Source organism: Thermococcus gammatolerans EJ3, assembly GCF_000022365.1.
Taxonomy (GTDB): Archaea; Methanobacteriota_B; Thermococci; order Thermococcales; family Thermococcaceae; genus Thermococcus; species Thermococcus gammatolerans.
The window spans coordinates 355,244-379,227 of the sequence record NC_012804.1 but is presented as its reverse complement, the minus strand read 5'-3'; the positions used below and the strand labels follow the sequence as shown (position 1 = coordinate 379,227).

22 protein-coding genes are annotated in these 23,984 nt (G+C 51.8%); 14 read left to right on the top strand and 8 right to left on the bottom strand.

Going from position 1 to position 23,984, the window contains the following annotated elements:
* Positions 1 to 11: 11 nt before the first annotated feature.
* On the bottom strand, positions 12 to 1,253 hold the full coding sequence (locus TGAM_RS02010) for a neutral/alkaline non-lysosomal ceramidase N-terminal domain-containing protein (protein ID WP_048811019.1): 1,242 nt from the start codon (positions 1,251 to 1,253) through the stop codon (positions 12 to 14).
* A 109-nt stretch (positions 1,254 to 1,362) separates the two neighbouring features.
* On the opposite strand from TGAM_RS02010, the gene TGAM_RS02005 reads away from it, so the two are divergent.
* The 4 genes from TGAM_RS02005 to nagA are packed head-to-tail and all read left to right on the top strand — an operon-like array spanning position 1,363 to position 5,359.
* Positions 1,363 to 2,526 carry a M14 family zinc carboxypeptidase gene (locus TGAM_RS02005; protein WP_048811018.1) on the top strand — a complete coding sequence of 388 codons (1,164 nt, stop codon included), beginning with the start codon at positions 1,363 to 1,365 and terminating at the stop codon, positions 2,524 to 2,526.
* A 4-nt stretch (positions 2,527 to 2,530) separates the two neighbouring features.
* The gene (locus tag TGAM_RS02000) at positions 2,531 to 3,466 is read left to right on the top strand and encodes a GNAT family N-acetyltransferase (RefSeq protein ID WP_015858013.1); all 936 of its coding nucleotides are present in this window, start codon (positions 2,531 to 2,533) and stop codon (positions 3,464 to 3,466) included.
* Entirely contained in the window at positions 3,466 to 4,203 is a 738-nt protein-coding gene (locus TGAM_RS01995; protein ID WP_094745777.1) for an SIS domain-containing protein, read from the top strand. The genes TGAM_RS02000 and TGAM_RS01995 overlap by 1 nt, the downstream gene beginning before the upstream one ends.
* A 10-nt stretch (positions 4,204 to 4,213) precedes the next feature.
* Positions 4,214 to 5,359 carry an N-acetylglucosamine-6-phosphate deacetylase gene (nagA, locus tag TGAM_RS01990; protein WP_015858011.1) on the top strand — a complete coding sequence of 382 codons (1,146 nt, stop codon included), beginning with the start codon at positions 4,214 to 4,216 and terminating at the stop codon, positions 5,357 to 5,359.
* Positions 5,360 to 5,362: 3 nt separating this feature from the next.
* On the opposite strand, the gene TGAM_RS01985 is transcribed toward nagA, so the two are convergent.
* The 4 genes from TGAM_RS01985 to TGAM_RS01970 form a co-directional block, all read right to left on the bottom strand.
* Positions 5,363 to 5,899 (bottom strand): Lrp/AsnC family transcriptional regulator, encoded by a 537-nt coding sequence (locus TGAM_RS01985; RefSeq protein WP_015858010.1) that lies wholly within the window; start codon positions 5,897 to 5,899, stop codon positions 5,363 to 5,365.
* Positions 5,900 to 5,995: 96 nt separating this feature from the next.
* Positions 5,996 to 6,961: a Gfo/Idh/MocA family protein gene (locus tag TGAM_RS01980; RefSeq protein WP_094745776.1), complete on the bottom strand. Its 966-nt coding sequence runs from the start codon at positions 6,959 to 6,961 to the stop codon at positions 5,996 to 5,998.
* On the bottom strand, positions 6,961 to 7,758 hold the full coding sequence (locus TGAM_RS01975) for a sugar phosphate isomerase/epimerase family protein (RefSeq protein ID WP_015858008.1): 798 nt from the start codon (positions 7,756 to 7,758) through the stop codon (positions 6,961 to 6,963). The genes TGAM_RS01980 and TGAM_RS01975 overlap by 1 nt, the downstream gene beginning before the upstream one ends.
* Positions 7,755 to 8,966 (bottom strand): glycoside hydrolase family 10 protein, encoded by a 1,212-nt coding sequence (locus TGAM_RS01970; protein WP_015858007.1) that lies wholly within the window; start codon positions 8,964 to 8,966, stop codon positions 7,755 to 7,757. The genes TGAM_RS01975 and TGAM_RS01970 overlap by 4 nt, the downstream gene beginning before the upstream one ends.
* 156 nt (positions 8,967 to 9,122) lie before the next feature.
* Here TGAM_RS01970 and TGAM_RS01965 point away from each other — a divergent pair, with 156 nt between their 5' ends.
* The 9 genes from TGAM_RS01965 (at position 9,123) to TGAM_RS01925 (ending at position 18,944) form a co-directional block, all read left to right on the top strand.
* A complete protein-coding gene (locus TGAM_RS01965; protein WP_015858006.1) occupies positions 9,123 to 10,139 on the top strand; it encodes an SIS domain-containing protein in 1,017 nt (338 codons plus the stop codon).
* Between the two features lie 121 nt (positions 10,140 to 10,260).
* On the top strand, positions 10,261 to 12,036 hold the full coding sequence (locus TGAM_RS01960) for an ABC transporter substrate-binding protein (protein WP_015858005.1): 1,776 nt from the start codon (positions 10,261 to 10,263) through the stop codon (positions 12,034 to 12,036).
* 47 nt (positions 12,037 to 12,083) lie between these two features.
* The gene (locus tag TGAM_RS01955; protein WP_015858004.1) at positions 12,084 to 13,064 is read left to right on the top strand and encodes an ABC transporter permease; all 981 of its coding nucleotides are present in this window, start codon (positions 12,084 to 12,086) and stop codon (positions 13,062 to 13,064) included.
* A 1-nt stretch (position 13,065) separates the two neighbouring features.
* Entirely contained in the window at positions 13,066 to 13,959 is an 894-nt protein-coding gene (locus TGAM_RS01950) for an ABC transporter permease (RefSeq protein WP_015858003.1), read from the top strand.
* A gap of 4 nt (positions 13,960 to 13,963) precedes the next feature.
* Positions 13,964 to 14,671, top strand: a complete 708-nt coding sequence (locus tag TGAM_RS01945) for a hypothetical protein (protein WP_048811015.1) — start codon at positions 13,964 to 13,966, stop codon at positions 14,669 to 14,671.
* Positions 14,672 to 14,676: 5 nt separating this feature from the next.
* On the top strand, positions 14,677 to 15,609 hold the full coding sequence (locus tag TGAM_RS01940) for a BadF/BadG/BcrA/BcrD ATPase family protein (RefSeq protein ID WP_015858001.1): 933 nt from the start codon (positions 14,677 to 14,679) through the stop codon (positions 15,607 to 15,609).
* Positions 15,593 to 16,720 (top strand): DUF917 domain-containing protein, encoded by a 1,128-nt coding sequence (locus tag TGAM_RS01935; RefSeq protein ID WP_015858000.1) that lies wholly within the window; start codon positions 15,593 to 15,595, stop codon positions 16,718 to 16,720. The genes TGAM_RS01940 and TGAM_RS01935 overlap by 17 nt, the downstream gene beginning before the upstream one ends.
* 23 nt (positions 16,721 to 16,743) lie before the next feature.
* Positions 16,744 to 17,646: an MBL fold metallo-hydrolase gene (locus tag TGAM_RS01930; RefSeq protein WP_015857999.1), complete on the top strand. Its 903-nt coding sequence runs from the start codon at positions 16,744 to 16,746 to the stop codon at positions 17,644 to 17,646.
* A 125-nt stretch (positions 17,647 to 17,771) separates the two neighbouring features.
* Positions 17,772 to 18,944 carry a nicotinate phosphoribosyltransferase gene (locus TGAM_RS01925; protein WP_015857998.1) on the top strand — a complete coding sequence of 391 codons (1,173 nt, stop codon included), beginning with the start codon at positions 17,772 to 17,774 and terminating at the stop codon, positions 18,942 to 18,944.
* Between the two features lie 333 nt (positions 18,945 to 19,277).
* On the opposite strand, the gene TGAM_RS01920 is transcribed toward TGAM_RS01925, so the two are convergent.
* Entirely contained in the window at positions 19,278 to 19,850 is a 573-nt protein-coding gene (locus TGAM_RS01920) for a hypothetical protein (protein ID WP_015857997.1), read from the bottom strand.
* 256 nt (positions 19,851 to 20,106) lie between these two features.
* Entirely contained in the window at positions 20,107 to 20,532 is a 426-nt protein-coding gene (locus tag TGAM_RS01915) for a hypothetical protein (protein WP_048811014.1), read from the bottom strand.
* Positions 20,533 to 20,670: 138 nt separating this feature from the next.
* Here TGAM_RS01915 and TGAM_RS01910 point away from each other — a divergent pair, with 138 nt between their 5' ends.
* Positions 20,671 to 23,583: a hypothetical protein gene (locus TGAM_RS01910; protein WP_015857995.1), complete on the top strand. Its 2,913-nt coding sequence runs from the start codon at positions 20,671 to 20,673 to the stop codon at positions 23,581 to 23,583.
* Positions 23,584 to 23,731: 148 nt separating this feature from the next.
* On the opposite strand, the gene TGAM_RS01905 is transcribed toward TGAM_RS01910, so the two are convergent.
* Positions 23,732 to 23,923, bottom strand: coding sequence for a ferredoxin (locus TGAM_RS01905; protein WP_015857994.1), 192 nt, complete (start codon positions 23,921 to 23,923; stop codon positions 23,732 to 23,734).
* Positions 23,924 to 23,984: the final 61 nt, after the last annotated feature.

Below are 23,984 nucleotides of genomic sequence, written 5' to 3'. Positions count from 1 at the left end.
TTTTCCCTCTTTTATTTCTTGACGAGCTCAACGAGCGTCTCAAGGATTCTATCGTATTCATCGGGATGAACGAGTGAAACCGCCATCTCATACGTGCTATCCCCTGTTTCTCCGTAGGGGACGTACCCCCAGTAGCCGTTGGAGTAGCCGACGAGCATCGTGTAACGGTAAGTTGATGCCTCCTTAACGGCTATCTGATACTCCACGAAGAGCTCCGCCGGAACGAAGAGAGCAACTAGGTCCCTTCCGATGCTCATCTTCGCTATTCTGAAGTCTATGCTCTCAATGCTCTCGAGCAGGGAAAGCCTGCGCTTCAGGATTTTAACGCCGAGGTAGTTGCTCTCGAGCATCCTGCGCACGGGGAGCGGGGCGTTTACGGACTCTTTCCACCGCCTGAGTGCATCTCTCTCCAGCTTTTCAACAGTCTCAACGGGCGGGAACTCCCTGAGCTTCAGCTTCAGGTTCCTCCACTCGACGTTAATTGCACCACTAACTCTATGTGCCCTTCCGAACGAGGGCGCAACCTGCTCGTAGAAGAGTCTCGCAAGCCTGAGAACCTCGTCGGGCGTTTGAGCCCTCCGCGTGAACCTCGTGCTCACGTTTCCAGCCGCCCCGTTGAGGAACATTGCCGTTCTGAACTTTGACTCGAATAAGCGGGCTATCGCTCCTGCCAAATCGCCGGAGAACTTCCTGTTTTCAGCGGGAAGAACGGTCGGATGACAGGCGAAGTTCAGGGCTATGGCTTCCCTTTCCGAGAACAGAAAAACGCACTCCCTGTCAAGGGGGCCGTCCTCGCTTACCCTATTTGATGAGACTCCCCTAACCTCGGCACTTCCAGCGTAAAGTTCACCCGATTTCGGCTGGAGGCTCTCAACTAAGGCCCCTATCCTCTCCACGAGGAAGTTTCTATACTCCTCGACGAGTTTTACTTCATTCTCATCGAGCCCAACGCTGTTCCAGAACGAGGTAGAAACTTCCGGGCCGGAGTGGGTGTGTGTGGCCGAGACGAGGACGCTTTCCTTTGGCAGGTCGAGGATTTCGCTGACTTTCCTCGCTATCTCCCGATAAAGCTCGTTATCCACCCTGACAAGGTCGAGGGAAATTATAACAGCGGGTCTTTCCTCCTCGAGGTAGAGGGCCTTGGCATAGAGAGGGTCGAGTGTTCCCACGCTCCTTCCCTTTCTCAGGGCGTAACCGGCCATTGGCATCGGCTTTTCTGGCGTTATCTCGACCTTTCCCGAGGCTACGAGCATGGCGACCACCCGTTATAAAATTTCAGCTTGCTTTACAGTAATTTGCATATAAACCTTTATAAGATTTAAAATTTAAATCAACACTGTAAAAACATCACGGGTGAGAGCCATGGTAAACCCGCTTTTCAGACTCATTCCCTACGAGGAGGTCTCGCGAGCGGTAGAAACCTCGGGCTGGGAGTACGAAGTCGTCGGAAAGAGTGCCTCCGGAAGGAACCTCTACCACGTGAAGATGGGAAAGGGGAAGGTGAGGCTCCTCATAGTTGCGGGAATACATGGCACCGAACCAGCGCCGGTGAACGCCTCGGTTGTGCTCTTGAACCTCCTCAAGGAGAGGTACCCCCTCGGCTACAACTTTGAGAGGCTGAAAAACGTCGAGGTTCACCTAATCCCCCTGGCAAACCCCGACGGCTTTCAGCTCAACTACGAGCTCTTCAAGAAGAAGGACTTCGAACCCCACTGGAGCCACGTCTGGGAAGAGGCGAGGAGGAACGCCAACGGCGTTGACCTGAACAGGGACTGGATGAGGCTGAGCCAGCCGGAGACGAGGGCAATACACAGGGTAATCAACGAGGTTGACCCACACCTAGTCCTTGACCTCCACGAGTTCTACGCGAGAGGCGGCTGTCCCCCGAAGTGGGCCGACGAAACAGAGGGGTTCCTCTCAACGCTCACCGACACGCCCTACAACTGGGTCAACGAGGCAATAAGGCTCGTCTCGGAGAAGGTGGCCAAGGAGATAGCGAGGTCTCTCCCTTGGAAGCCGAAGATGAGGCACTTCATGGCCGAGGCGCACGAATTCCCGATAGTTCCGAACAACGTTCTCGGCTCCCACGTCCCCTTCGAGGGCTCGGCAAAAGTTCTCGTCGAGAGCTGGGGCACCGGACTTGGAAACTACCTCCTCCCGGATAGGGTGGGCATTCACCTCAACGCGATTCTCACTGCCATAGAGTTCATGGAGGAGAACCCGGAAAGGTTCATCGAGATGAAGAAGGAGTGGAGGAGGGAGGAAACCAAGGTTGGAAGGGAGTACAGGGAGTTCCGCGTTTCTGGAAGGGAGCTCGAGAGGGCGAAGGAAGTTCTGTCACTGCACGGTATAGAGTTCGAGGAGAGAGAGGATGAGCTCATAGTGAAGATGCCCCAGGGTAGGAGCAGGATTGCGATTCTCCTCCTCGACAGGGAGCACTGGTATAACCAAGAGCTGAGGAAGAGGTGGAAGGGGCCGCACACCCTCGACAAGTTCTTCGACGTCAATGTGGAAGCCGTAAGGTGAGAGCATGATAAGAACCGCCGGGGAAGAGGACATACCCGGGATAGTGAAGCTCATGAACGAGTGCTTCAGGACGTACAGGAGCTGGGGTCTTAACGAGGAGAAGTTCCGCGAGTGGCTGAGGAGCGACCCGGGAGTTAGTCTCGATGGCACATACCTCCACATCGAAGGCGATAAGATAGCGGCTATGGTTCAGGTCGTTGAGAGGGAAATCAAAGTCGAGCGAGAATTTTTCAGAACTGCCGGAATAGCGAACGTGTGCACGGGCCCTGAATTCAGGGGGAGGGGCCTCGCCAGGGAACTCTTAGAGCACGCCCTCGTGGATTCCCTTGAGAGGGGATACGAGCTCTCGGCGCTCTTAGCTGGATACGGGGAGATTGCCCACTCCCTCTACAGGAAGCTGGGGTTCAGGGATGTCTACTTCACCCGCTACGGTATAATGGTTCAAGACGAGCTGAAGAAACTGCCGGAGGCTGAAGGCGTTAGATACGCAACGGAAGAAGACGCCGAGGGGATGCTGAAGCTCTACGAGAGAAGAATCCGAGAGCTCGACGGCGTCGTCAAGAGGAACTTAGACTACTTCATCGAAAAGCTCATCAGGAGGACTTTCTGGCACACCTTCTTCTACTCAGAAGAGAAAGGAGCGCTCGTCTTTGATGACGGGAAAATCAGAGGCTACGCCCTCGTGATGAGGGGAACCCTACCAGGACAGGGAATCGTTAGAGAAATCCTCTTCGACGACTCGGAGACGGCCTACTCACTGCTCTCCGCCTCGGCGTCCGTTTTAAGGGCCAAGAGCCTAAAGATATTCGCACCGGAAGACGAGCTGGAACTTTTAGGCGTTGAAACCTTCAAGGAGCCCGAGGTTTACATGTTCAAACCCCTGAGGGGTGAGCTTCCCCCTATGGAGAAACCATACATCTTCTACTCCGACAGGTGGTGATGGAGATGATTGAGAAATACTACTCCGCAGTCCTCGAAATCCTGGAGAGGATAAAGAGGGAGGAGAAAGAGAACATCGAAAGGGCCGCCGGACTGCTCAAAGAAACCCTGAAGAGCGGGGGAATCGTCCACGTCGTTGGCGCGGGGCACTCGGCGATGCTTGGCGAGGAGCTCTTCTACAGGGCAGGCGGATTGGCTCCGGTAAATCCCATCCTCGACACGGACATCAACGTCTCCCACGGGGCAGAGAAGTCGACCGCGATGGAGGACGTCAAGGGTTACGCTGAGGTTCTCCTGAGAACCGCGGGGGTTAGAGAGGGCGATATTGTCATAGTCGTTTCAACCTCGGGCGTTAACCAGTTCCCGGTGGAGGCGGCGGTCTTCGCGAGGGAGCTCGGTGCCAAGACTGTGGGAATAACCTCCGTGAACTATTCCAGAACGCTCCAGCCGAGGAACACCTACGGGAAGAGGCTCTTCGAGGTCGTTGACGTCCCTATAGACAACAAAGTTCCAAGGGGAGACGCCGTTCTCGAAGTCGAGGGCTTTCCGATGAAAGTTGCTCCAGTTTCTACTATAGCGAACTGCTTCATAGCGAACTCGATGGTTGCTTTAGCAGTTCAGGAGCTCGTCAGGGAGGGGGTAACACCGCCGGTCTGGCTGAGCGCCCACCTTCCCGAGGCTAAGGAGCACAATTCAAAGCTTTTTGAGAAATACAGGGGCAGGATAAAGCTCCTGTGAGGTGGTGGCGATGAGAACGGTCTTAACCAACGCGAGGCTTTACACGCCCTTCGACATCGTTGAACCCGCAACGGTCGTCATCGAGAACGGCAGGGTGAAGAAGGTCTACGAGGGAAGGGAAGAGAATGGAATCGACCTCGAGGGGAAAATATTAGCCCCGGGTTTCGTTGACACCCACATCCACGGTTGCTGTGGCTACGACACCAACGACGGAACGGCGGAAAGCCTCCTCAGGATGAGCGAGAGTCTTGTTAGGTACGGCGTAACGTCCTTCATCCCGACGACTGTAACGGCCTCCCACGAGGAACTGCTGAGGGCCAGCAGGGCCGTTGCCGAGGCGATGAAAGCCCAGGAAAGGGAGCTCAGGGGGGCGAGGATACTCGGCCTACACCTGGAGGGGCCATACATAAACGTCGAGGCTAAAGGCGCCCAGAACCCGGCTTTCATACGGAAGTCCGACTTCGAAGAGTTCCTTGAATACTGGAGGGCCTCGGAGGGGAACATAAGGGAGATAACGGTTGCTCCGGAGGTCGAAGGCGCCCTGGAGTTCATAGAGCGGGTCACCGAGCTTGGAGTTATAGTTCAGATAGGACACACCAGGGCAACCTACGAGGAAACGAAGAGGGGAATACTGGCAGGTGCCAGAAAGGCGACCCACCTCTTCAACGCCATGAGGGGCTTCCACCACAGGGAGCCCGGAACGGTGGGTGCCTGCCTCGAGAGCGAGGGCGTTTACCTCGAGCTCATATGCGACCTCATACACGTCTCGCCAACCGCTATAAGGCTCGTTTACAGGCTCGCTGGGCCGGAGAGGGTGGTTCTAATAACCGATGCCATAAGCGCCACGGGCCTGCCCGATGGGCGGTACGAGCTCGGCGGCCTAAAGGTCGTCGTGAAGGACGGCGTCTGCCGCCTTGAGGACGGAACCCTTGCGGGCAGCACCCTAACGCTGGACAGGGCAATCAGGAACCTCGTGAAGATTGGAATACCCCTGAGGGACGCCCTGATCATGGCGACGGCAACACCGGCCAGGGCCCTGGGCAGGGAGGACATCGGCATCATAAGGCCCGGAAGCAGGGCTGACTTCGTCGTTCTAAACGAAAAACTTGAGGTTGAGGAAACCTACGTGGCTGGAAGGAGGGTTTTTGAAGGCTGATTTTTATTCTTCTCTGTTCTCATCGACGAGTTCTGAGAATATTTTGGGCGTGTAGATATTGGCGAGCACTGTGTAGCGTTCCACTATATCCCCGTTCTCGGTGAGGAACTCCTCTATCTTCTCCTTGAGGGTCTTGTAGTCCTTTTCAAAGAACCTGAGGAGGACGTCGTACTCTCCGATGTACTCGCTTATCTCGTATATCCTTGGCTCATCGAGGGCCCTCGCTATGAAATCTCTGACCGTCTCCTTGGAAAAACCCGGCCTGAACTTTACGAGCACGTCCGCCGATGAGAGCTTGAGCCTGTCAAAGACCAGAAAGCCCCTCACGCGGATTATGCCCTTCTCCTCAAGGGCCATCCTCCTCCTTCTTGCAGTAGGCACGGAGACGTTGGCTATCTTCGCAAGCTCGGTGTCAGAGATTCTGCCGTTGTCCCGGAGGGCCAGCCAGATGAGAAGGTCAACCTCGTCGAGGTAGTCCTTCAGGATATCCCTATAGAACTCAAGTTCCTTCTTGTACTTGGCGTCCTTAGAGTCTGGCAAATTTTTTCACCCCCTAGCTTTCCAGTGCCATTAGATGCCTCTGATTTTTACCGATTTGTTCATAAGGATATATAAAAAGATTTTGCAAGGGGAGTCTCACAGGGGAACCATCCTGTCGAGACGGGACGAGCGATAGAGGGCCTGAACTGCCCTGTGTACCTTCAGACCGTCCTCCTCATTGACAACGGGCTTTTCTCCGGTCTCTATGCAGTGGAGGAAGTGTTTGAGCTGTCTGAGGTACATGAGCTCGACCTCTTCGCTGAAGTTCCCCTCCTCGAGAACCCTCATCTCCCGCGTTGATATCTTGTAGTCCCCGCCGAGGTAGCCGTCAACGGTCACTGTGCCGTTCGTTGCCTGAAGTCCCCACTTCCTCCAGCGGTGCTGGGCCGTCCAAGTCTGCATGAGCGTCGAGACCGCGCCGTTCCTGTGGACGAAGGTGACCGCGGCGTTGTCCTCAATAGTGGCATCTTCCTCGAGGGTCCAGCACCTTCCGTAGACCTTCTTTATGTCGCCCGCGTACCAGAGGAAGTAATAGACAACGTGGACGGCGTTCTCGTTTATCATTCCCCCGCTCTTCCGGGAGTCCTTTATCCACTCGTTGACCGGCGTCCTGCCGAGAGCCACGTGCCACTGGAAGAGTATGTCCCCAAGGTCCCTCTCAAGGTAGTCCTTGACCTTCATGAAGAGCCCGTGGAAGCGGAGGCTGAACGCCACCATTAGCCTGTTCGTGCCCCTCGCGCGCCTGTATATGGCCCTCGCGTCCTGAAGGTTTGCGCCCATCGGCTTCTCGAGGAGAACGTAGTAGCCCTTCTTGAGGGCGTATATCGCCTGCTCCCTGTGGAGGTGTGGGGGTGTTGCGATTATAACCCCGTCCGGGCTCTCCTTTTCGAGCATCTCCTGGTAGTCCTTGTAAACAGGAACGCCGTATTCCTCCTTTACCTTTCTCAGAACCTCGTCCTTTACGTCACAGACCCCTGCTATCTCGACCCCCGCCATTTTCATGACCTTGAGGTGGAGACTCCCCATATTGCCCGCTCCGATGAGGGCTATCCTCATACCCATCACCCGAATATCTTTCTCAGGGACGTCAGAGAGTCTTCAGCCGCTTTGAGCGGGTCGCCGAGGTAGGGCGGAACCTCCGGCAGGACGTAGCCATCGTAGCCAATCCTTTCTAGGGCCTCCCTAACGGCCGTCCAGTTGACGCTACCGCTCAGCGGGATTCCAAACTTGAGCTCCACGAGGTTGAAGTCCTTAACGTGAACCTGGAAGATCTTGTCCCCTAAAACGTCTATCCAGTGCTCCGGGAGCGAGTGGGGCAGGGTGTTGCCGGCGTCAAAGTAGGCCCCAACGTTGTCCTCCTCTATCTCATCCAGAAGTCTCTTGAACTCCAGTGGCCCGGCGAAGACCCTGTTCCAGACGTTTTCGAGGCCGATTTTTATCCCATAGTCCTCGGCTATCTCAGAGGCCTTCCTTCCGAACTCTGCCGCCCTCTTGAAGTGCTCCTCGTAGGAAAGCTCCGGGACTCCACTCCCGGGCACGACGAGAATAAGCCTCGCGCCGAGCTCCGAAGCGGCTTCGCACTCGGCCTCGACGACCTTCAACGCCTTCTCCTGGTCCGTCAGCGGGTTGAACCTCCAGAAGAGGCCCGTTGCAACGCTCGGTATCTCCACCTTACAACTCTCGGCGACCTCCCTTATCTTTCTGAACTTCTCCTTGAACTCGGGCTTGCCAAAGGCTTCAAAATCCTCGATCGAGAGACCAACTTCATAGCCCTCGTAACCAATCCTGCCGGCGGCCTTTACGGCCTCCTCAACTGGCAGGGTCTTCGGAAAACTCCAGCAGTTGATACCGAACTTCATGTTCCCACCTCCCTGAAGAGTCTTTCAATCGTAAGAAGGTTCCCATCGGGCGTCCACCCGTAAGAATAGAAACCGACGCCATCGGCGGGAGAAGAGAGGACGAGCCTGAACTCCCTTTCGATGTCCTCCGGGGTCATGGGTGGCCAGGAGGCGAGCCCTATGACGAGGAGCTTTTTGCCGAGAAGCTTCCTCGCGAGCCTCGACTCGTAGGGAATCCTGCACACCGACTTCCCGAAGGGCTTCGTGTATATCATAACCTTAACCCCGTCCACGATTTTGGAGATCGTTTTGTAATCCTGTCCGAGGAGCCACGAGCCCGATGGAGGATACAGGTCGGCGGTTACCTTCGCCCCCGGATTGTTCCTCCTGACTATCTTGGAGAGGTCTTTCAGTAGGTCGGCTATCACCTCCGCCCTGAACTTAATCCACTTCTTCACGAGGTCACCCTCAAGGAGAAACCTAGCAAGCTCGCTGTGAACTGCCTGCAGGTAATCCTCATCGGTGCAGTAAGGCGTGTTCGAGAGGTAATCAACGTGCCACTCCACGAGCTCTTTGAGCTCCCGCTTAACCTCTTCGAGGTCAACCCCGTAATCCCTGGCCCTCTCCTGACAGTATTTGCAGAAGCACGGGGAAAGAGCCAGACTTAAAAGAGGCGTGCCGTGTGTTGAGGGCACCTCTGGGTATCTGATAAAGTCAAACTCAAACTCGTCGAAGTCGTACTTTTCGGAGAGTTCTTCAACCATCAGTTCGAGCGCTTCCCTCACGAGGGGGTTGGAGGGGCAGAGGAACATTCGCTTGTAGCCGGGGTGGGAGCCGTAGACGTCCTTCATGCCAACCCCTATGTCGTCCCTCACGGCCTTCTCCCATCTCAGCGTGGGAAACCAGAGGACGCTCTTTAGGGAGTTCTCCTCACAGGCATTGACGAACCTCTCCACGATGTCTCCCTTCGCTTCCCTCGATCTTTCGGGTCTCAGGTAAGGGGGCAGATGAGAATACCTATTCCCGTCAGCGTCCCAGTAAACGGCGTTTTCTTCGGCCGTGTAAGCCCTTCTCCCGGGGTTTTGAAAGATTATGTTTGGACCGGGCCAGTCCTGTCTCTCCTCAAAGTATCTAACAGCCATGCTGACGTGGTTAAAGCCGATTTTAGCAATCCTCTCGATGGTGTAACCGGTGAAGTCCCAGGGATGAAGCCAGGTGCCCCTGTACATGGTGTTCCCCCGATTATATTAGCGTTGGAATGTTTTAAAAGTTTTCGAAAAACTGTCTGTTTATTAAAAGTATTCAGAGTTATCCCTAAAATTTGCTCTTATACTCAATAAATTTAGAAACGCTTATAATCCGTGGTGACCTAAGCCGTAAGGGGGATGCCAATGGAGTTCAACATGATAAGGTCGATTAGGGAGACGCCACAGGCACTGGATTCCGCCCTTAAGATCCTCAAGGAATGGGATCCACCGGAGAAGGGATTCCGAAGGGTTATCTTCATCGGCTGCGGCAGTTCCTACTTCTCCTCCCTGGCAGGCAACCACGTTCTCCTGAAAAGTTCCATTGAGAGCCACGCATTTCCGGCCTCGGAGTTCATGCTTCATTACAGAGAGCTTGCAAAAGGCGCACTCGTGGTGGCGTCGTCAAGGTCAGGAAAAACTGGAGAAGTCATCGAGGCCGTAAAGGTTGCCAGGGAGAAAGGCGCAACGATCATCGGGGTAACGTGCAACGAAAACTCGAAGATAGAAGAGGTCTCCGATGAGACAATCGCTATACCGAACGGCGAAGAGCCCAACATACCCGCCACGAAGTCGTTCTCGGCAATAACCCTCGTCCTCCAGGGAATAGCGCTCAAACTGCTGGGAAGGGAGGAGGGCCTCAATGAGCTAATGGCCATACAACAAGCCGTTGAGAGAGTCCTCGCACGGGAGAACGAGTACCGCTCGATAGCAGAGAGTCTGGTCTCCAGGAAGGCCTTCGTCCACCTCGGCTCGGGCTCGGGTTATGTAGTGGCGCTGGAGGGTGCTCTCAAGTTCAGGGAAACCCTCGGCCTTCCCAACGAGGTTTTTCCGGCACTCGAGTTCAGGCACGGACCGGTGGCATTGTTGCGAGGACCAGAGAAGCCTCAGCCCATCGTCATCGCACCGGAAGGTAGTTCAACCGGCGCGCTCAAGAGGCTTATCGACGACCTCGCATCGAGGAACGCAGAGCCGCTTGTTTTCACGAACTCGGATGTTTTCGAGAACTGCGTAAGGGTTCCTTGGAACGGGAGCGAAGAACTCGCTGTGATCCCATTCATAGTTCCAATACAGATAGTTTCCTACTACCTAGCCGTTCTTAACAATCTGAACCCGGATTTCCCCGAAGGGCTAGTTAAGGTCGTAGAAAGATTTTAAACATAAATCAAAATCTTTTATCAGCATTTTCTTTTTTATTAACAAAAAACTTCGATGAAACAAAAAATCTTATATATGCGAAAGGCGCATTAATAAACGAGAATAGGCGGGAGGTGTCCCTATGAACAGAAAGGGGCTTTCGCTACTGCTGGCAGTTTTGTTTTTAAGTAGCATCGCTGCAGCGCCAAGAGTCAGTGCATCAGCGGGAACAGAACTCGTCCTCGCGGTTGGCAAATGGAAAACGCTGAACCCGCTGACATCAAGCACAGTGTACAGTAACGTTATCCTCGACAAGGTGTACGAGCCACTCATAAGGTGGGACAAGAGCGGTACTAAGGTCACGGGTGCGCTCGCGGAGAAGTGGGAGTTCAAGAAAGAGGGGGATAACAAAGTTCTGACGTTCCACCTAAGGAAGGGCGTTAAGTGGCACGACGGCAAGGAGGTAACCGCAGAGGACGTTAAATTCACCATCGAGCTCTTCAAGAGCAACCCCGCAAAGTTCGTGAACCCGGACACGCTCATCATCAACGGCCTTCAGGAAGTCAAGGTAGTTGACAAGTACACGGTTCAGCTTGTCTACAACCAGTCCGCAGCCGCCGACAAGTTCCTTGAGATGGCCTTTACAACGCTCTACATAGTCCCGAAGCACATATGGGAGGACAAGAACATAATCTCCGATCCGACAGCCTCTCTCGACAAGCCAGAGCAGCTGGTAGGTTGTGGCCCGTTCAAGGTCGCTGAGATCAAGCCCGGCGAGTACGTCAAGCTCCAGGCCTTTAAGGACTACTACCTCGGGAAGCCTGAGGTCGACACCGCCATCTTCAAGGTTCTGACCGACAAGAACCAGTTCGCCATGATGGTCGCCAACGGCGAGCTCGACGCGGGCTACTTCTACTTCTTTGGAAAGTACCTCAAAGAGTTCGAAAACATGGTTTCCGGTGATCCAAACGTTAAGATATACCGCGCGGCCTCAAAGTCAACCCACCTTCTGGCGTTTAACTTCAAGAAGTGGCCCTACAACGACCTCAAATTCAGAAAGGCAATAGCCTACGCACTCCCCGTTGACAAGATAGTCCAGAAGTACTACGGAACTGACGGAGCAAAAGCGGGAAGCATGGGCTTCCTCGGCCCGTTCTTCGGCGAGTACTGCAAGTACATGCCCAAGGAGAATCTGTACCCCTACGATCCGGACAAGGCCAAGGAGATACTCGATGAGCTTGGCTTCAAGGACGTTAACGGCGACGGCTACAGAGAAACACCCGACGGAAAGCCCTTCAAGATATACCTCCTCACGAGGGCCCCCGGAGACTCGTTCTTCAGGGACGCGATAGGCGATGAAATAGCGAACTACCTCAAGGACGTCGGCATCAAGGTTGACGTTGACAAGGCCGGCGACTACTGGGACAAGTGGGGAGCAGGCTCGTGGGACATGGCGATAGTTGGTTTCGTCCCGCACAAGCCGACAGACCTCATCTGGTTCACCAGCGACAACCCGGGCAACAGGGTGGGCTTCTCCAACAAGACCTATGACGAAACCTTCGAGGAGTTCCAGAGGACCGGCGATCCGGCCCTGGCCCACAAGCTCGAGGAGATACTCGCCAACAACGTCGTCTTCATAGCCCTCTACCACCCGATAGTCGCAACGCCCTACAGGGTTGACCGCTACAAGGACTGGGCGCCAAACCCGAGGTTCTTAACGCTTGGCTACTGGTCGCTCCTTGGAAACCCGGAGAAGCCAACGACCACAACTTCATCAGAAAAATCCTCCACAACGACGTCATCCTCAAAGACCCCCTCATCATCGACCTCAACCACCAAGAAAGGTGAGAAAGGCCTTTGTGGACCGGCGGCACTGGTGCTCTTTGCTGTGCTTCCGCTGTTGAAGAGGAGAAGGTGAGTCCTTCTTTAATTTCTTTTTTGACGAACTTCTGGTGGTGAGCCATCATGGCAAGGGGAATGGTCTCGTACACGCTCGCTAAAATTGCCCACAGGCTTCTCACCCTCATCTTCGTCATCCTTATCATATACACCCTCCTAAGACTTGCCCCGGGAACGCCCTTCGATCAGTACCTCTACCAGGGAAAAATAACGGAAGCCCAGTATGAGGCCCTCCTGAAGGAGTGGGGTTACAGGGACAGCTTCCTCGTGGGGGCAGCCAAGATGCTCTACGGCATGGCCACGTTTTCGCTCTTCAAGATGAAATCGCCAGTTTACAATAAGCCCATAATCGATTTGATATCGGTTCGTCTACCATACACCCTCAGCCTCGTTACCGCCGCGTACTTTTTCGGTGCCATGCTCGGAATGATTTTGGGCCTGTACTGCGCCCGAAACAGGGGCACGCTCAAGGAATCTGCCATCATCTGGATAACCCTTGGAATAAGATCCCTCCCCGTGTTCTGGCTTGGAATGGTTCTGCTTTACGTTTTCGCGTTCAAGCTCGGCCTCTTCCCGTTTCTAACCTCATCCGAGCTTCACCCCCGTAACGTGTTTCATCACATGATAGACTGGTTGTGGCACAGTCTCCTTCCCATCATAGCCCTCTCCAAGATCTACGCAGTCTCGTACCTCCTCACAATCAGGAACATGGTATCCGAGGAATACACCAACGACTACGTTGTCTCATTTCGTGCTATGGGCCTACGGGAAGACTACATCATCGAGAGATACGTTCTCAGGAGCATAATGCCCCCAATAATCACGATGATGGCAATAGACCTCGGCTTCCTCTTCGGTGGAGCCGTTGTCACCGAGACAGTCTTCAACTATCCGGGCATGGGGACACTGATATACACTGCCATCTGGAACAAGGATTACCCGGTGGTTTTGGCCTCGTTTTACATAATAGCGGTCGCCGTGATACTCGCCATCACGATAGCCGAGATAACCTACGCCTACCTCGACCCGAGGATCAGGAGGGGATAAAATGGCAATGACCCTGAGGGAGAAACTTGAGGAGAAATGGGAGTCCCTCAAGGAGGTCTCCGGCTACGTTTGGCACCACAAAATGGGTAAGGTTGGCGTAATAATACTCGCATTCCTCCTCATTATGGCCTTATTCCCGGGCCTTTTTACGAAATACACTCCAGATTGGACATCGGATGAAACATTCGTTCCAGCATCGTGGGATCATCCGTGCGGTATAGATCAGGAGGGAAAGGACATCTGGGCCCAAATAGTCTACGGAACGAGGATTTCACTGGCAGTGGGTTTCATCGCCGCCCTGCTAACCGTAACGATAGGGGCACTCGTCGGTACCGTTGCAGGCTATTACGGGGGCATCGTCGATGAAATCCTCGTCTTCGTATCGGACTCCATAATGATGCTTCCCAGTCTGCTGCTCTTGATAGTCATAGCGGCGCTCTTCTCCAATGTCTGGAACATATGGTACACGATAATCGTGATAGCCCTCATCGCGTGGCCCTCAACGGCAAGAATGGTGAGGGCACAGACACTCCAGCTAAAGAACAGAACCTACGTTGAGGCGGCGATAGCACTAGGGGCCAGCAAGGGGAGGATAATCTTCAGGCACATACTCCCCAGCACGATACCCCTGCTCTTCGCCAGAGCCACGATTCAGATAGCGGGCTTCATAGTTACCGTGGCGTCACTGACTTTCCTCGGCCTCGGCGACCCCCACAACCCCGACTGGGGCTACGTCATGTACACGGCCAACAAGAACATGATGATGATAGTGATGAAGGGCATGTGGCAGTGGATCATAGTCCCCGGTGTGATGATAGCGCTGGCTGTAATAGCGTTCGTGTGCCTTGGCGAGGCCCTTCAGGACTACCTCAACCCGAAGCTCAGGAGGAGGTGATCTGATGAGACTCTCACGGCTTGAGGTACTTTCACTCATACTGGCGTTGATGCTCTCATTGGTTTTCCTCGACATGTTCCCAGTGTATATCCAAAAAGACGTGACAATCGGAATTTTCATCCTTATCGAGGCCATAATAAGCCTGTTCCTGTTCCTCCTTATGAGATGGGGCTACTCTGCACTCGCAGGGGCCATAGCGGCGACTTCACTTGGCGTGCTGATCCTCCTCAGACCACCCGCCATATACATAGGGGCGGTTCCCGTAACCTGGTGGGCGATTGGCGCTCTCTATCTGGTGATTATCGTTGTAGGCATTGCCCTAGCCAGCCCGATGGACGAGAAGAGGCTAAACCTTATCTCCCTTCTCTTCGCCTCGATATTTCTGCTCATAGGCCTCATTGCAGCCTACGAAGGGCTTAAGCTCCCCCTTCCTCCCGACGTCCTCAGGGGACTCAGCGCCGCAACCAAGATGAAAACCTGGAGGAGCATGGGCATTCTGCTTGGCATTATGAACGCGGGGGCAACCATCTCAATGTTGAGGGGCAAGTACCTCCATTACCTCCTGCTGATAAGCTTCACACTGCCTCCGCTCTTCACGGTTACCCTGTCCTTCGATAAGATAACGTTCGGCGTGTTTTCCCAGGTTCTCCTGCTCGCCCAGGTGGGGGTCTCCGGACTCTTAGTCTCATGGTACATGGGGAGCAGAAGGTGAGTTAGATGATCCTAGGGCTCGACTGCGGTGGAACGAAAACGCACGCGGTGCTGGTTGATTGGAACGGGGAAGTACTCGGAGAAGGGTTTGGGGGGCCATCAAATCCGAACGCCTCGCCAATGGAGACTGTGAGGGCTTCAATAAGGAAAGCCGTCTCGGAGGCACTCGGCAATTTCCGGGGTTCGGTCAAAGTTGCCTGCGTTTCCGCCGCTGGAACACTGGGGGGAATGAAGGATATCTTAGAGGGAATCCTCGGGGAGCTCCTTCCCGGGGCAGAAATAATCGTGAAGAGGGACTACGAAATAGCCCACGTGGCATGCTTTCTCTTTAACCCAGGCGTCGTCTTAATCGCCGGAACGGGCTCGATTGCTTATGGAATCAACGAGGAAGGCAAAACCGTCAGGGTGGGTGGTTGGGGACACCTTGTGGGTGATGAAGGAAGCGGGTTCTGGGTTGGGAAAGAGGGAATCAGGGCCGCCCTAAGGGCCTACGACGGACGGGGAAGGGGCACAAGGTTGAGGGAGTACATGCTCGAGTACTTCAAGGCAAACACCCCTGACGGAATAATAGGCAGGATATACTCGTCGGAAAACCCAAAGACTCTCCTGGGAGGTTTCGCCCCCTACGTCGTGAAAGCGGCGAGGGAAAAGGACGAGGTTGCAATGGGGATAATAAAAGATGCCGTCGAGGAGATAGTCCTCACCTACAGAGCCGCGGTGAGAAGGCTCGGCTTCTCAAGCGTGAGGGATAAGCTGGCGATAACAGGTGGGTTCTACTTCGGTTCCAGGGATTTGCTTAGGCCTTTGCTGACGAGAAGGCTCGAAGAGGAGTTCGGGGAGAAAGTTGAGCTCAGAGAGCCCTTAATGCCCGAGGCAAAGGCGGCAGCCTTAGTCGCCCTGAAGTACATGGAGGGAAAGGAGCATGAAGGTTCTCGATGAGGCTGACCTCAGGGATATAATCCTCGGCGCAACCCTCTTCGGAACCGGGGGAGGAGGGGACCCCAAGGTCGGGTGGCATATCGTGAAAAAAACATTGAGGAGGGGAGGGGAATTCCGTCTGGCGGAACTCGGGGAGATAAAAAAGGGGGCAATCGTTGCCATGCCGTACTCAGTCGGTTCACTCTCCCCCAGGGAAGTTACCTCGGCGTACCCAAATGGCACGGTAACGCGATCGTTTGAGCTATTGGAGGAGTATCTTGGAGAGAGTTTCGCCGGTGTCATCGCAACGGAGCTCGGGGGTGCAAACACGGCGAGGGCTCTAGTGGTGGGTGCTCTCCTCGGGAAGGTTGTCATTGATGCCGACGCCGCTGGAAGGGCCGTTCCGGAGCTGCAGCACTCCACGTACCACCTGTTGGGCATGCCCATGACACCCTTTTCCCTCGTAACGCCTCACGGAGACGAGCTTATTTTCTCCAGAGTGAAGGACGACACTGAAGCTGAGAAGATAGTCAGGGCCATAGTCTCTGTGATTGGGGCGAACGTCGGTGTTACATCCCACCCCTTCAGGGTTTCCGAGATGGGTAATGCCGTTGTTCATGGTACTGTGTCCCGCTCGCTCCGGACTGGCAGGGAGCTCAGAATCGCCAGGGAGGACGGCAAAAATCCTGAGGAGGTACTGGAGGGACTCGGCTGGACGGTTCTCTTCAGGGGGATTGTTGTTGGGGTCGAGAGAAGAGAGAAGGGCGGGTTCACAGTTGGAGAGTTCGAGCTTGAAGGTGTTGAAGGGTTCAAAAACGAAAGCTACAGGATAGCCTTCAAAAATGAAAACCTTGCATCGTGGAGGAACGGGAGGATAGACGTGACGGTGCCGGATCTCATTTCAATGGTAACCCCCGAAGGAGTGCCCGTGATCAATTCTGAGGTCAAGGAAGGAAGTGAGTACATAGTCGTTGGTTATTCCGCTCCCAAAATCTGGAGGACATCCAAGGGACTCGAAATATTCGGGCCGAAATATCTAGGCCTCGACTCGGAATACGTTCCGATAGAGGCTAAAAGAGGCGTCAAGTTGCAGTACGCAAGTGCTAAGGTGTACACACGGGATAGCTTTTAAAGAGGAAACCCCCAACCAGAATCATGCGCGTAATCCCGCTCGCCTCGGAAAGCCTTGGCGTTAGGAGCCTGGCAACTTTCGTAGAGGCAGGGGGGATAAAAATCCTCATCGACCCGGGCGTTGCCCTCGGGCCGAAACGCTACGGCCTTCCGCCGGCGAAAATCGAGCTTGAAACTCTCCAGAAGATGAGGAGGAAGATACAGGGCTATGCCCGAAGGGCGGACGTGGTCACCATCTCCCACTACCATTACGATCACCATACTCCCTTCTTCGAGGGGCTCTATGAGAGCTCAAGCGAAGAATATGCGAGGGAAATTTACGCCGGAAAGCTTCTCCTCATTAAGCACCCCAGGGAGAACATCAACTTCAGCCAGAGGAAGAGGGCCTGGGCCTTCCTCAAGAACGCGGAGCCGATTGCAAGGAGGATAGAGTTCGCGGACGGGAGGGCCTTTGACCTCGGTGGCGTTACGCTGGAGTTCTCGCCGGCGGTTCCGCACGGGAGCGAGGGCTCAAGGCTGGGCTTCGTGGTGATGGTTCTCATTGACGACGGCTCCGAGAGGATAATCCACGCCAGTGACATCCAGCTCCTCAACAGAAAGGCCGTCGAGTGGATAATCGAAAAGAACCCGGATTTGCTCATAACCGGCGGACCGCCTACTTACCTCGGAAAGCGCGCCGAGGGAAGCTGGGAGACCGGGATCAAGAATCTGAACGAGATAATCCGCGAGACGAACGCCGAGATAATCCTCGACCACCACATAGTCCGGGACAAGCGCTATCCGGAGTTCTTCGACGAACTTGAGAAACGACCAAAGACCTTCGCAGGTTTTCTGAAGGTTGAGGATAAGCCCCTTGAGGCCTACAGGAGGGAGCTTCACAAAAGGGAACGCGGGGAAAGCGTCGAGCTCCCATTCAGAGTGGGCTAAACAAAGCTCGCCTTTCATCTTTTTCCTACACTCAACGAGTTCTGTGCAACCGGGATGCACATGGCAAGGTTTGCCGTTGGAAAGCCTTAAATCGGATTGCACGGACTCTCAATCAGGTGGTTGTGATGAGGGACTTCTACATCGCCCATGAGGACGATATAAAGGCCGGGAAAACGACGGACGTTTACTTCATTCGAACGAAGAAGATACTGACAGAAAAGGGAATCCACAGGAAGGTCTTCGCCGATGTGACGACAACCTCACTGCCACACGGCTGGAAGTGGGGAGTCTTAGCGGGAATCGAGGAGGTCGCGAAGCTCCTTGAGGGCCTTCCCGTGGACGTCTACGCGATGAAGGAGGGCACGATATTCCACCCCTACGAGCCCGTTCTCCAGATTGAAGGCTACTACGAGGAGTTTGGAGTCTATGAGACGGCTTTGCTGGGAATGCTCAGTCAGGCGAGCGGGATAGCGACGGCCGCCTTGAGAATCAAGATTGCCGCCAACTTCAAGCCCGTTTACTCCTTTGGAATAAGGCACATGCACCCCGCGATAGCGCCGATGATTGATAGAGCGGCCTTCATAGGCGGCTGCGACGGTGTGAGCGGTGTTCTAGGAGCGGAAATGATGGGGGAAAAGCCCGTTGGAACCATGCCCCACGCGCTAATCCTCACGGTCGGCGACCAAGTTAAGGCCTGGAAGTACTTCGACGAGGTCGTTGAGCAGGAAGTCCCGAGAACCGCTCTGGTTGACACCCTCTGCGACGAGAAGTTCGAGGCGCTGATGGCGGCCGAGGCCTTAGGCAAAAGGCTGAACGCGGTTCGCTTGGACACTCCTGGCTCGAGGAGGGGCAACTTCAGGAAGATAATCGAGGAAGTGCGCTGGGAGCTTGACCTTAGGGGCTACGACTGGGTGAAAATCTTCGTGAGCGGTGGCCTCGACGAGGAGAGCATAAAGGAAATTGTTGACGTGGCAGACGCCTTCGGCGTCGGCTCGGCCATAGCGAGCGCAAAGCCGATAGACTTCTCGCTTGACATCGTTGAGGTCGATGGAAAGCCGATAACGAAGCGCGGGAAGCTGAGCGGGAGGAAGCAGGTTTACCGCTGTGAGAACGGCCACTACCACCGCGTTCCCTCCGACAAAAAGCTCGAACGCTGTCCTGTCTGCGGTGCCAGGGTCGAGCCACTCCTACAGCCCCTTATCGAGAACGGCGAGATAGTTGCGGAACTGCCGAAGGCGAGGAAAATTAGGGAGTACGTACTTGAGCAGGTGAAGAAGTTTAAACTGGGCATTGAATGAGCTCTTATTTTCTCTGATTTCTTTTGCTCTCCTTAATGGGAAGTTTCCCCGTAGATATTTTTCTAACGAGCAAAAAACTATTCCTAGATGACTCCTACTTCAGACAGAACACTCCCTCCGAAGGCTCCTCCCCCACCAGCTCAGCAACCGCGAGGACAGCTTTTCCAGCACCTTCCTTTAGCATCCTCAGTAAACCTCCACAAACTTGAGCCTATCCACAATAGGGAGCACCTCAAACTTCGCTTGGGCAAGGGCTTCAAAATATTTGGAAAACTTCTCCAAATGTTGTGGAAAAAGGAAGAGGATTATAATGAGTTTGTTTCTTTGGGGTATTTACTTGCTCTTTATTTTTCTGGATACTAAGACAACTAATGGGAGCAACGCCAAGAGACATACTCCACATGTTTTAGATGAACTCTCAGTTTTCGATGACGTTTCACGCTGAACCACTGTTGTTTCTGCAGGACTGTTCTTTTCTATCTCGTCAATTTTTTTGCTGAGCTGGTTTATTCGTTGCTCGAGCTCTGTAACTTCTTGTGAAAGTTCAATGAGTTGTTTTTTATTATTTTCAACCTTTTTTTCTGTCTCATTCACTCTTCCGGAGACCGAAGGCAAACCCTCGATTTCTTGTTTAATTTTTTCAAGTTCCATCTTCACATCCTGAACGTGCTGTGAAAGTTCGCCGATTTGCTCTTCATTGTTTTCGACTCTTTTTTCTACCTCATCAATCCTCTTTGAAACTGAGGGTAAATTCTGGGCTTCTTGTTTTGTCTTTTCGAGTTCCCTCTTGATATCCTGAGCTTCAGAATAAAGGGTGTTCAGGGTTTGATTAATAGTTTGAACTTTTTGCATCATTTCATTGAGAGTTAGTGGGGCGGGAATCTCGCGGTTTGTGAGCCAGTGCATAATGTCGCTGAACAGAGGGCCAACGTCACCTCTACAATAACCGGAGACAAAAAGTTCCCATGAAACTACGGCATACTTTCCCTTCCCGTAAGTTCCGTAGACTGCCAGGGCTCCTGGTGGATCAGGATAACCAGATTTTGATGGTGATAAAACCAGGGGACTGCTCCCATAAATAAAATAGTTGACTCCCGAACACTCTATCTTCTTAACCTCTTGCGTGAGGTCACTAGGAATAACATTATATTCAACGAACTCTTTAGGTGTTGGGAAATGACTTATCGAGATTACAGTTCGAGATTACAGTATTTGCAGGGGACGAATAGTCTTCATAGGTAACAATTATTATTGACTTTCCAGCTTCTACCGCGTTCCAGAGCTTTCCTACCAGTGATGGATAATCCTCCCACCCAATACTCCAACCACTTAACTCTGCCGTGACTACAAATAAATCAAAATTCTCTTTTAAATACTCCTCACTGTATTTGGCTACATCCATTGCATCTAATACACTACTTTCCCCATATCCTGAGACTCCACTAAGAAATGAACTAGGGTAACTTCCATCAATTATTAGAATTCTTGTCTGCTTTTCTTCTTCTGCGCTGGCCGTTGGTACCAAGGACAAGGCAAATAATCCCTCCGCCAAGACAAGCATAAGTAAAATTCTCAAGGATTGCCTCATTAGCAATCACCGATTAGATTTTTGCTTTGGGATATTTTAACATTTTCTCTTTTTCAGCCTCTGACTGAGGGATATTTGAGATATAGAAAAATTTAAATCATCTTAGTTCAATGTTATGTCAAACTATCTATTGAGGAGGTGTGGGAGGCGGGATTTATGAAAAAAGGATTATTTACCGTTCTGTTGATATTCATGTTATTCCTCCCATTGTGCCCTCTTGGAGGAACAATTGTCAGAGCTGAAGACACAAGCTCGAATACATGGAGAGATGACTTTTCATATGATTCTCTCGAAGAAATGAAAGAAGCAGGATGGAATATTGGACGGGAAGACCACACATTCCTGAGAGAGGGGGAGGTTATTCTCGATAATGATGGAACCGTCGGTACTTATGTTTTGTATTCAAAAATCCCTTCCGGAATATACAACTGGATTGTCGAATCTAAAGGCAGGTGGATAGATCGTAGTTATGGGTCACTTCACGTGGTCGCCAAAACGGAAAAGCACACTTATGCCTGGTGGGGAGACGGGTACTATCACGAGTTTGTGTTCTCAAGAGACGGAAAGAAAATATACAGAATCCCAGGCTACAATCCAAAAATGAATGAATGGCACAGATTCACTCTAAAGAAAGAGGGGAATACACTGTACATGTACTTCGATGGCCAACTAATCACAACATATGAAGAGACAGATACTGCCCAGTCCCAATTGATTATCGTGGGAATGTATTCTTCATGGATAGGACGAACGGCTTATGATTACATTCTCCTAAAGAAACTACCGACTACCCAGGAAAACCAGAATGCCAGTGAGTCCAAATTCCTAGAGCAAACACTCTTCTTTGATGATTTTGAGAGCTATTCTGTGGGGCAGTTTCCTTCGAGTGGAGGTTGGGAAGTCCTTTATATTGGAGCTGGAAAAGAACAACAGTATGTATCAGACAAATACAGTAAAAGCGGGAGGAAATCATTTAGACTACTAGGGACCACTGGATGGTCAGCCGTAGTAATGAAAAAATTCAGCTCTTCAGCCACAATAATCGGATTTGAGTTTGATATTTTGTTCAAAAGTAAAGGAGAGGGATATGTGGATCACCCAGGTTTTGTTTGCTCCGATTGTAAGAGTTGGGGCCAATACTGGAGTGTTTTGTTTGATCACTCAAATGCCATAATATACATCAAAACCGATGGGGGAGACATTGTTCTCGGTAGCTGGGAACCTAAGAAGTGGTATCATATTAAAGCCATAATAAATAAGGACACAAAAACAATTAGTGTGTGGATAAACGGTGTCCTAAAAGCTGACAATGTAAAGCTACCCAAAGATGATTGGAATACCGAAGATATCCAGGGGATAGCTCTAACGAGTGCGTGGCCAGCTCAGGAGGTATTTTACGATAACGTGAGGGTCTTTGAAATGTCATCCACCCCCACAGAAACATCGCCCTCATTAACGAAGACACAAATCCGAATATTTATACATAATGCCTTTTCACAACCCTTAAGCCCGCGTGGGGGTGTATTTGAGGTAATAATATGGAATGATAAGCACTCGCGGATTATAGCTAATATATCCACAGAGTATACAAGAGGTAATTATAAGGAAATTGTCACCGAATTGCCTCTGGGAGATTATCAAATGGAAGTTTATAATATCCCCACCACGAAAAAGAGAGAATTCTGGGGTGCTTTGAACTTTACAGTGTCAAAAACGCTAGATAGGATTGACTTTTTCAGAAATGAGCCATTTATAACTGGAGTAACAAAATACCCCGATTATCCTAATGTCTCCACAAAGCCAATTCCAATGGTGAAAAATCCAGGGGATACAGTGAAAAGGATACGATTGAGGGTAATTGTAGATCATGACGAAACTCCTCCTTGGGATCACGTCGTGGAGACTACAGGGATTTTGATAAAACAAGTAGAAAAGCCATTCCTAATGCCTTCTATGTTTATTCCACCTAAAATCGGCTCTTACAAAGTGCGTGTTTTGCTTTATACCCTATATCGCGATAAATATGTTCTCACAGATCAGCTTGATTGGCAACCTTTTGCCGAGTTTAATTCAACTGATGTGAAAATAGTGTTCACACCTCCCTACTTATTTTTCCTCAATAGTTCAGCATGTTATAAGGGATGGATTGTAAAAGATTGCAATGCTTCAGTCAAAAGGAAAAATTACAATGGTGGTGGAAGTATAGTAGTCATGAGCAAGGCAGTATATGGGGGAAAGGCATTCGCCTCAGGATTGTGCATGATGGGAGATAAGTTTAAGGCTCCCAAAACTGATAATTATTCTTTTAAGGCTGTACTCGATATTAACACCATAGCGACAATACTTGGTTTTAAAGGAGGCGTGCTTGCAGGGGAAGGGGCGAGTGACGGTGAGTTGTACATTGTAACCAGTGTGAGGGATCTAAACACTAGAGAGATAATCTACGAGAACATTACACCTTTAATTAGCATTGCTTACCCAGAGGACATTTGGGAAGAAACATTGAAAGACGTAAGGAACGATGTTTTAAAGGATATCAAAAAAGAATTGCTCCAGAAAACGGTTGAAAAGAACTTTGCACAAATTTATGGGGAAGAAATGGCTAAAGAGATAGCTAGCTCAATAACATCTGCATTCAGGTGGATTACCTTTGCTTACAGTCTCGTAACTGGATTTTATTCTGTTAATCAGACGATTAATAGGACAATAGAAATCAATTATACAATACCATTGGAGGAGAGGCATGAGTATATATGGCTATTTTATGTATATTCCTCCAGTGGCACTGCTGTCTTGGGGGCAGGAGTTACGAGTGGGTCACTCATAAAAACTGACTTCTATCTCTGGAATGTGTCTATAATTGCACAACCTCAGATAATCAAAAATACCATCAAAACAACTAACACAAAAATAAAGGGATCTGTTACAACGAGGGAAAATACTAACAAGTTGGATGGCTCCACAAAGGATACCTCTGAAAACTCTATTTGTGGTCTAGGAATTTTTCTACTCTTAATGTTACTCTCCTCCTTGATTCCTAAGAAGAAATAATGACTCTATCTTGATTTTTAATACTTACTAATACCCTGCTTCATCAGGAAGGGCTTTAGTATTCTGAGCCCGCTACTGCTACTCTTCACTTGAACACTCCATCAGGGCTCGTCATTTAAAAATACTAGGAATCAAAAAGAAAAGGCCCTCAGACCTCTTCAAGGGTTATGGCGCCGACTGGACAGGCCTCAGCGGCCTCCTGGGCGCACTCGAGGTCGGTAACCTCAACGATTGGGTGAGCCTTTCCGTCGTCTCCCATCTCGAAGACGTCCGGGCAGAGGCTTGCACAGATGGCATCACCAATGCAGGTGTCGACATCAACACTAACCTTCCACGCCATGGGACATCACCGCCGATAAGTGCGTCTTGACGAATATAAACTTTTCGTTCCAAAAACCGAC